This window comes from Gaetbulibacter sp. M235, from assembly GCF_043876835.1.
Taxonomy (GTDB): Bacteria; Bacteroidota; Bacteroidia; order Flavobacteriales; family Flavobacteriaceae; genus Yeosuana.
On record NZ_JBAWJZ010000015.1, the window covers coordinates 22,542 to 32,892 of the forward strand.

A 10,351-nucleotide genomic window follows, 5' to 3' on the forward strand; every position below is an offset into this window, starting at 1 on the left:
AAACCCCTATTAATAACAACAACTAAAATATATTAATAACATCTAAAATTGTAAATCTATGAAATAAAATAACGATCAAAAAAAGGAGGATAAAGTTTAACCCGCAAAAGTATAAAGCTCTATCCTCTGGTATTATTATTAATCAATTAATTAAAATGTTTAACTAACTAATCTAACAACAAACAAATTTATGGAAATTAAATTAACTAATGCCAGTTTTCTATTTAGAAAACGGCTTTTGATGAACATTATGAGAACTTTTATTTTCTTATGTTGTGCAACTTTTTTTGGCTTAACACCTGATAATGTTGTATCCCAAAATTCTAAAATTAAAATTGAAGAGGATAAAACATTAACAGTTGATGAGGTATTTGATCTCATTATGGATCAAACTGATTATCGTTTTTTTTATGAAGAAGGTATCTTTAAAGATTTTCCTAAGGTAGAAGTAAAAAAAGGGATCATAGGAACAAACAGCTTGTTAAAACAAAGCTTGTCTAAAGGGAATCTTAATGTTACAGTAACTCCAAACAAGGCCATCATTATTTCAGAAAAATCCTCAAATGATTTTATTGTGGAGAGGCAAGGGCATGAAATATCAGGCACTATAACTGACTCCAAAGGGCAGCCTTTACCAGGAGCAAATATATTAGAAAAGGGTACAACAAATGGTACACAATCTGATTTTGATGGTAACTTTATTTTAAATATTAAAGATGAAAATGCCGTACTGGTTATTTCATATATAGGATTTAAAACTACTGAAATTGTAGTCGGTGGACAATTAGAATTATCAATAGTTTTGGTCGAAGATTCTGAAAGCCTAGAAGAAGTAGTTCTAATTGGATACGGTAAAATGAAAAAAAGTGATTTAACAGGATCTATTTCATCTATTTCATCAAAGGATTTCAAAAAAGGTGTTGTTTTTTCTGCGGAACAACTCTTACAAGGTAAAGTGGCAGGGTTATCGGTTATTCAGTCATCAGGAGATCCTACAAGTAGTGCATCTTTACGATTGAGAGGAGGCACATCGCTTTCAGCAAGCAATGGTCCACTAGTTGTGGTAGATGGAATTTCTGGGGTTGACTTTAACACAATACAACCATCAGAAATTATTTCAATTGATGTATTAAAAGATGCTTCAGCCTGTGCTATTTATGGTTCAAGAGGGGCAAACGGCGTTGTTATTGTAACAACAAACAGTAACCGTAAAGGGAAGACGGTTAAATATGATAGTTACTTTGCAACTGGTAAAGCTGCCAATAATCTTGATTTGCTATCCGCTAGTGAATGGAGAGATTATGTTAAAAATGAAAATCCAATTGGCGCTGTTGACTTTGGCGGGGACACTGATTGGCAAAAGGCTATACAGCAAACATCAATTGTTACTTCCCACACGCTTTCCTTTGTTAATAATGGTGATGACGGAGGAAGTCGTGTTTCTTTAAATTACTTAAAAAATAAAGGTGCAATCATAAAAAGTGGTTTGGAGAGAATTGGAGCCAGTCTATCTGGACATCAATATACCTTAAACAGAAAATTAAGATTAGAGGCTGGTATTCATAGTACATTCGATAAATCACATGGCGTAAGTATTGGAATATTAAATACCATAGATTTTTCGGTATTTCAAAGGACATACAATTTAAATCCAACCATTCCAATAAGGGATGCTAACGGAGAATTCACTAATGTGTCCGGTGTATCTTACGAGAATCCTGTTGAAATTTTAACGAATCGAACATCTAATAATTCACAACAAAGAATGTTTGGATATGCAAAAGGAGAATTGGAAATTCTTAAAGGGTTAAAATGGATTACAACTGCATCTTACGAGTATAATTCTATTCAAAATCGTCTTTATATACCAACTTATGCAGTAATAATAGGTCAGACAGATAATGGTAAAGCAGAGCGATCTTTATCGGATTTTACAAACAAACAATTAGAAACGTATTTTACCTATGATTTAGAATTTAAGGATGACCATAAATTAAATTTACTGATGGGATATTCTTATTTAGATTATACTTATGAAGGTTTTGGAGCACAACGAAGAGGTTTTGATACGGACTCTTTTTTGTATAACAATCTTGGTGCAGGACAGGATGTCAGAGCCAATGACGTAAGCTCTTTTAAAGGACAATCTAAACTCATTTCATTTTTTGGTCGTGCAAATTATAGTTATCTCAATAAATACTTATTGACTGCCAGTATCCGTAGAGATGGTTCTTCACGGTTTGGAGCCAATAACAAGTGGGGACTATTCCCTTCAGCTTCTATGGCTTGGAAAATTTCAGAAGAGCCTTTCATGGAAAGCACATCAGAATGGCTGGGAAATCTAAAATTAAGAATTGGGTATGGTGTAACCGGAAATCAGGACGGTATAGGTGAGTACAAATCTATATCTCTTATGGGAGCAGGCGGTGCTCCATATTATGATGCGTCTACCGGAACATGGAAACAATCCTATGGTGTAATTCAAAACGACAACCCTGATTTGAAATGGGAATCAACTTCCCAATTTAATCTTGGAATAGACTTTTCTCTCTTTAAAATTTTTAACGGTTCACTTGAGATCTATAATAAAAAAACGAGTGATCTTCTTTACACTTATGAAGTTCCACAGCCACCTTATTTATATGGCACTATGCTTGCCAATGTAGGAGATTTGAGCAACAAAGGAGTTGAGTTTACTCTTAATACCAATTTATTGAGCAAAGTAGATTTGAATTGGAATGCCACATTAACACTTTCTCATAATACTCAAAAAATTGAAAAATTGTCAAATCAAACCTATCAAACAGATGCAATCTACTCAGGATCTCTTCATGGACTTCCAGGAATGTCAGGTCAATTTGCACAAGTAATCAAAGAAGGATATGCAGTTGGAACTTTTTGGGGACCTAAAAGTACGGGGATAGATGCAAATGGGCAGATTACTTATGCTAATAATGGAGAAGCCCAAGATTTAGGCAATGCACAACCAAAGTTCAACTTTGGATTTAGTACGGATTTGACCTATAAAAAATTTGATTTTCAAGTTGCATTATATGGGATGTCTGGTCAGAAAGTGTTGAATGGTACAAATATGGTGATAAGTGATATTAATCGTTTGCCAATAAATAATGTTACTGATAGAGCATTAACAAGTGGTATCGAATCAAATGCAGCTTATTCTAGTCAATGGATTGAAGATGCATCATTTTTAAGACTTCAAAATGTTACAGTTGGATATAATTTCAATGCTAAAAATATTGGTATTGAAAAATGCAGAATCTCTGTGACTGGTGAAAACTTATTTGTAATAACAAAATATAGTGGAATAGATCCAGAAGTTAGCATTGATGGATTAGATCATCCAGGGATGGATGTTTTTAATTACTATCCAAAAACTAGAACAATTTCTTTAGGTTTAAACCTATCATTTTAATCTTATTTTAATTTATCAATATGAAAAATATAATTTATATATCTATGATTCTATTGCTTACAATAAGCTGTACGAATCTTAACGAAAATCTTTATGATAAAGTATCGTCTGATGAATATGGAAAAACTCCAGATGAAATCAATACGATTATTGGTAGTGCATATGCATCATTGCGGGGCTTTAATGATGGTATCACCATTTCCTATCCTAATTGTGAGTATGTATTCTTTTTGAATGAAATTGCTTCAGACGAAGCATGTATAGCTACAAAAATTGGAGGAGGCTGGTATGATGGCGGTGTTTATATTGACGCTCAGAAACATACATGGACCCCTGATAACAGGATGATTTTGGCCTCTTGGAGGTATTGTTTTGTTGGGATTTCAAAGGTAAACTCAGTAATTTTTCAAGTTGAACAATCAAATCTTTCCGACGAACAAATGGTTCCAATCAAAGCGGAACTAAGAGCTATAAGAGCCTACTACTATTACATATTATTAGATATGTTCGGAAATGTGCCAATTGTGACCAATTATGATGTTTCTGAATTGCCTGCGAATTCAACCAGAAATCAAGTGTTTGAATTTGTTGAATCAGAACTAAATGATATTATAGCAGACCTGCCTACTGGGGCAGTTTGGGGGAAATTTACCCAAAATGTTGCCAATACACTTATGTCCCGGTTATATTTAAATGCTGAAATTTTTACGGGAGCACCGAGATGGCAAGATTGTATTGCGGCTTGTGACAAAGTTACGGGTTATATTTTGGAACCAAATTATTTTACCAATTTTTTAATTCAAAATGAAGTTTCAAGAGAAACTATTTTTGCAATACCTTTTGATAGTAAAGCTGGAACTACAGGAAATTATCTTCAGTCAATGACCGTTCAAGAGTATCAAAAATTTGCTATATCACCAACAGGTAACTACCCTGGTAGTCCTAACGGTTTACTTAGCCAACCAGGACTTTATTCTTCTTTCGATGATAATGATTTACGTAAAAAATCGTTGCTTGAAGGAAAGCAATATAATATTAGTACTGGAGAAGTAATATTATTGGACGATGGAAGTGAACTTGATTATACTGAAGATATTTTAGATATAAATGCAGCAAAAGCTAATGAAGGAGTACGTATGTATAAATATGAAACAAAAGATGGTGAAGGCTGGGAACGCGATCATGACTGGGTAGTAATGCGTTATTCAGAAATACTGCTAATGAAAGCCGAGTGCTTTGTAAGATTAGGCAATCCATCGAATGCGTTACCTTTAGTTGAACAAGTAAGATCTCGATCTGGATTATCAACAGTTGGACCTATAGATCTTGATTTTATTAATAATGAGAGAAAGTTTGAACTAGTTTACGAAGGAAATAGACGTACAGACAATATTCGTTTTGGTGATTTCTTTAATCCATGGTGGGAAAAAGGTTCTACAGAAGCTTATAGAGGGATTTTTCCAATTCCATCTTCTGTACTGGAAAAAAACACGAATTTGGTCCAAAATCCAGGTTATTAATAATTTATAGGGCTTCTCAGCTATTGGGAAGCCCTTTTAAAATTAGGTTGTATAAAATCTACTCCATTTAGTAAATAAACAAAATAAGAAATTCTAGACGTAATCTTAAATGAACTGCTTAGAAATAAGTAATTGAGCATTGAATTAGCAGAAATGTTTTATGAGTAAACAAAAATGGCCCTTTAAAACATTCAATAACATTACTATGCACAATTTCATCTAGTCAAAACTAACTCATATGGTAAAACACATATTTTTTTCACTATTTTTTCTCTTCATAGCTAATAATTCATATTCAAGCGATAAGAGCCAATATATTAAATCGCCTGATGGTCTTACAATTGTTGAATTTAATGTCAATAAAGAAGGTAGACCATTTTATAATGTTTCTTATGCAAATAAGAAAATAATAGATAATTCCTTCATCTCATTTAAATTCAAAAATGATAAGGAGATAAAAGCCAATTTATCAATTGTTAATTTCGAAGTAAATTCTATTGATGAAACATGGGAAAGGATTTGGGGTCCAACAACAAAGGTTAAAAACAATTATAATTTGTTAAAGATCCAACTTCAAGAAACATCAGAATCGAAGAGGAAGTTTAATGTAGTTTTTAAGGTCTATGATGATGGTTTGGCATTTCGCTATGAATTCCCAGAACAAGAAAATTTAAACAAAGTACTTATTACAGACGAGCAGACAGAATTTCAATTAAGCGATGATTTTATATGTTGGTGGAATCCGGGAGATTGGGATAGTTATGAACATCTATATTCTAAAACAAAATTTAGCGAAATTGATGGAACGCCATATCTTACAAACCAATTAATAGCTTCTTATATTCCTGATGTAAAAGCCATAAACACTCCAATAACAATGAAAACAAAAGAAGGGTTATATCTTAGTTTTCATGAAGCTAACCTAACAAATTATGCGGGGATGACATTAAAATGCGATACTGAAAAGCTAAAAATGACAAGTGCACTTGTAGCTTGGGAGGATGGTATTAAAGTAAAAACACAAACACCTTTTGAAACTCCATGGAGAACAATCCAAATTTCAAAATCTGCGGCAGGTTTAATTGAATCCAATTTGATTGAAAATTTAAACGAACCTTGTAAAATTGAAAATACTGAATGGATACATCCACAAAAATATATTGGTCTTTGGTGGGCAATGCATGTTGGTCAATATGATTGGGAAATGGATAACAATAATCATGGAACTTCCACAGAAATATCAAAAAGGTATATTGATTTCGCTGCTAAACAGAATATAGAATCAGTTTTGATAGAAGGATGGAATGAATGTAATCCAACATGGATGAATGGTGAAAGAAAATGTCAATTTGATTGGGTTACATCTTATTCAGATTATGACTTTAAGGAAGTAATTCGTTATGCAAATGAAAAAGGTGTAAAAATAATTGGTCAACATGAAACAAATGGCTTGGTTGGCAATTATATGGACAAATTAGATGATGCATATGAATATCTCGATGAATTAGGTATTGGTACTGTTAAATCAGGTTATGTAGGAACATTAATTCCAGCAGTGCATTATCAACAAGGACAGTGGATGATTGAAAATTTTAGAATAGCCATTGAGAAAGCTGCTGAGCGCAAAATTACGGTATTTGCACATGAAACGATAAAGCCTACTGGAATAAGCAGAACATATCCTAATTTATTATCCCAAGAAACTGCAAGGGGACAAGAATTTAATGCATGGGGGAAACCTGGAAATAACCCATCTCATTCTCTAATTCTCCCATTTACGAGAATGTTGGGTGGCGCAATGGATTTTACTCCTGGAATTTTCGATATCAAACTTGAAAAATATCGCGAAAACAATCAAATCCCTACAACTTTAGCTAAGCAATTGGCATTGTTTGTCGTTTTCTACAGTCCTGTACAAATGGCAGCAGATTTACCTGAAAATTACGAAAACAACCCTGCTTTCCAATTTATAAGAGATGTTCCTGTAGAATGGGATGATTCTAAAGTTCTTAATGCAGAGATTGGTGAGTATTTAACCATTGCTAGAAAAGAAAAAAATACAAAAAATTGGGCATTGGGCAGTATTACTAATGAAGAATCAAGAGATTTTGATATTCCCCTTACATTTTTAGATGAAGGGGTGAAATACCGTGCATTCATTTATGCAGATGGTGAAAAGGCACATTGGGATAAAAACCCTCTTGATTATACAATACATAATAAGGAGGTATCCAATAAAACAATACTTAAAATCAATCTTGCTGAAGGCGGTGGACAAGCCATCTATTTTAAGGCTATTGACTAATGGTAGAGAATTAATAATTACAATACCCAAAGACTACCAAAATCTCATAGATTTTGTGGCAGAAGCCTCATATTTAAGTGTATACGATCAAGAGAAAAAACAATTTGGGGCATTAGAATTTATGGAAGGTAATTTCTTTGGTAAAGTAGCTAACAAAGTTTAATAGTTTGAGTTAGTAGTTTGAATAACTGGGGGCTAGTGTTTGAGTCCTAGCCCTTAGTTTTCTTTAAATTAGAAAGGAATGAAATCCTTGCATATTATGCAAGGATTATAGTTGTAACAACAATGAATGAAACAGGATGGCCCCATTGTTTTTCGGTAATAATCTGAAATTGAGCAAGAACGTCCTAAAGGTCTGTTACAATGGCAAGAGAAGATTGATGGAGTTTACTATGATGAAGATTTTGCCCAAGAGTCTTTGGCAAACTAACCAAATATACCGTTAGAGGATTTCTGGGGATTGTCATGTGGTTTTGACAACATACGTCATTATTTATTAGAAAATAAAAATTTAAAAAATGAAAAATAGTTTAAAATTGAGCATAGTACTTTTGAGCATAGTGTTATTTTCCTGTTCAAAAAAGAGTGAATGGCAAACAGCTATTGCTTCACCTGATGAAAATGTTAAAATTGAATTTAAATTAACTGAAAATGGCAAACCAACTTATTTGGTTGCCTTTAAAAACAAGTATATCATAAAAACATCAACATTTGGAAGTTTTGATTTAAAAGGCATGGCATCCTTAAATGAAAACTTTGAAATTATAAATGCAACATCAAGCAACTTTAACGAAGTATGGGAAATGCCTTGGGGAGAACAAACCGAGGTTGAAAACAATTACAATGAATTAAAAATTGAGCTTCAGGAAAAAGCAGATTTAAAGCGAAAACTAACGATTATTTTCAGGGTGTATGATGATGGATTGGGATTCAGGTATGAGTTTCCTGAGCAGGAAAACCTTTCCGAAGTGATTATTATCGATGAAAATACACAGTTTAAATTAACTGGCAACCATATGGTTTGGTGGTCTCCAGGCGATTGGGATATTTATGAACATTTATACAATACTTCAAAGTTTGCAGAAATTGATGCGCTTTCTAAAGCAAACAACCCAAATTTAGCGCAAACATATATCCCTGAAAATGCTGTAAACACACCTGTTACCATGAAAACGAATGAAGGATTATACTTGAGTTTTCATGAGGCTAGTTTGGTGGATTATTCAGATATGACTTTAAAAATAGACAAAGAAAATTTATCAATGTCAAGTGAATTAGTGGGCTCAGAAATTACTGGTTACAAAGTAAAAAGAACAGTACCTTTTCATACACCTTGGAGAACCCTTCAAATTGCCGAGAAAGCAGGCGATTTGATTGAATCCCTGCTTATTGTAAATCTAAACGAACCAAATAAAATTGGAGACGTTTCTTGGTTTAAACCTACAAAATATACAGGTATTTGGTGGGAAATGCATTTGGGAAAATCAACTTGGGATATGAGTGCTCAACAAGATATGAGTTCACACACCACACAGGCAAAGCCACATGGTAAACATGGAGCAACAACTGAAAATGCAAAAGCATATATAGATTTTTCTGCAAACAATAATATTGGAGCTGTTTTGGTTGAAGGATGGAATACAGGCTGGGAACATTGGATCGGTTTTGAAGACCGTGAAGGTGTGTTCGATTTTGTAACTCCATATTCGGATTATGATTTAAATGAGGTTGTTCGATACGGTAAAGAAAAAGGCGTTGAAATCATTACACACCATGAAACTTCAGCAGCTACTGAAACTTATGAAAAACAACAAGATACAGCTTATGCTTTAATGCAAAGTTTAGGGATTCATACCGTAAAAACAGGTTATGTGGGTAAAATTTTACCAAAAGGAGAATATCATCATGGACAATATATGGTAAATCAATATAACAATGCAGTGATTAAAGCAGCAAAATATCAAGTCGCCATTAATGCGCACGAACCAATTAAAGACACAGGTTTGCGCAGAACATATCCAAACACGATTTCCCGAGAAGGTTTGCGCGGACAGGAATTTAATGCATGGGCTTCAGATGGAGGAAATCCGCCAGAACATTTACCGATTATAGCCTTTACCAGAATGGTGGCTGGGCCAATTGATTATACACCAGGAATTTTCGATATTAAATTTGATAAGTGGAAAAAAGATAATCAAGTAAACACAACCATTGCGCAACAACTGGCTTTGTATGTGGTGATTTACAGCCCTATACAAATGGCTGCAGATTTAATCGAGAATTATGAAAGAAATCCAGCCTTACAGTTTATCAAAGATGTTGGTGTAGACTGGATCCAAACCAAAGTGTTAAATGGAGAAGTTGGTGATTTTGTAACAATAGCAAGGCAGGAAAAAGGAACGGAAAATTGGTTTATTGGAAGTGTAACAGATGAAAATGCGAGAAATCTAACAATCTCATTAGATTTTCTTGATCCTAATATAAATTATGAGGCCATAATTTACAAAGATGGTCAAAATGCCCATTGGGATAAGAATCCAACATCTTTAAAAATTGAAAAATTAATTGTTACCCAACTTTCGAAATTAAATTTAGAATTAGCTCCAGGAGGTGGTGCAGCAATAAGTTTAAAGAAAATAGAGTATTAAAATAATTTCAAAATAATTGCAGATATGCTTATTTTATGAGTTGCTTGCTGAAAGTTAAGAAAGCTTTTTGTTATCAAATTGCAGTCATTCGACTAATTGTCCATTTTTTGTTGCAAGCTTAACAATTGAATGTATGAGAAAATAAATGAACAAATGATATTTTAAATAGATTATTATCAATATTTAAAATTACGGTTCTGTCGTATCTAAATTAGTAAAAATAGAATTTTTGTATTTTTAAGACAAAAACAATGTTCAAAGGCCACACATTTCCCAAGTCAGTAATTATGCAAGCTATTTATTTCAAGTTCAGATTTGGGCTTAGTTATAGGGAAATTGAAGAGTTGATGGCCATAAGAGGAGTGAAGGTAGACCATGCAACTATTCAAAGGTGGGTCTTTAAATTCAGTCCACAATTGGAGGCTTCATTCCGAAGTAGGAAGTA

Annotated in this window: 5 protein-coding genes; all 5 read left to right on the forward strand. The window is 33.3% G+C overall.

What is annotated here, in order from left to right:
- Nucleotides 1–190 precede the first annotated feature (190 nt).
- The 5 genes from V8G69_RS16150 to V8G69_RS16170 all read left to right on the forward strand — a co-directional run bounded on the left by V8G69_RS16150 (nt 191) and on the right by V8G69_RS16170 (nt 9,906).
- Nucleotides 191–3,433 (forward strand): SusC/RagA family TonB-linked outer membrane protein, encoded by a 3,243-nt coding sequence (locus V8G69_RS16150; RefSeq protein WP_394883205.1) that lies wholly within the window; start codon nt 191–193, stop codon nt 3,431–3,433.
- A 20-nt stretch (nt 3,434–3,453) separates the two neighbouring features.
- On the forward strand, nt 3,454–4,953 hold the full coding sequence (locus V8G69_RS16155; protein ID WP_394883206.1) for a RagB/SusD family nutrient uptake outer membrane protein: 1,500 nt from the start codon (nt 3,454–3,456) through the stop codon (nt 4,951–4,953).
- Nucleotides 4,954–5,191: 238 nt separating this feature from the next.
- Nucleotides 5,192–7,258: a glycoside hydrolase family 97 protein gene (locus tag V8G69_RS16160; protein WP_394883207.1), complete on the forward strand. Its 2,067-nt coding sequence runs from the start codon at nt 5,192–5,194 to the stop codon at nt 7,256–7,258.
- The gene (locus V8G69_RS16165) at nt 7,224–7,421 is read left to right on the forward strand and encodes a hypothetical protein (RefSeq protein WP_394883208.1); all 198 of its coding nucleotides are present in this window, start codon (nt 7,224–7,226) and stop codon (nt 7,419–7,421) included. The genes V8G69_RS16160 and V8G69_RS16165 overlap by 35 nt, the downstream gene beginning before the upstream one ends.
- A 355-nt stretch (nt 7,422–7,776) precedes the next feature.
- Nucleotides 7,777–9,906 carry a glycoside hydrolase family 97 protein gene (locus tag V8G69_RS16170; protein WP_394883209.1) on the forward strand — a complete coding sequence of 710 codons (2,130 nt, stop codon included), beginning with the start codon at nt 7,777–7,779 and terminating at the stop codon, nt 9,904–9,906.
- Nucleotides 9,907–10,351 lie beyond the last annotated feature (445 nt).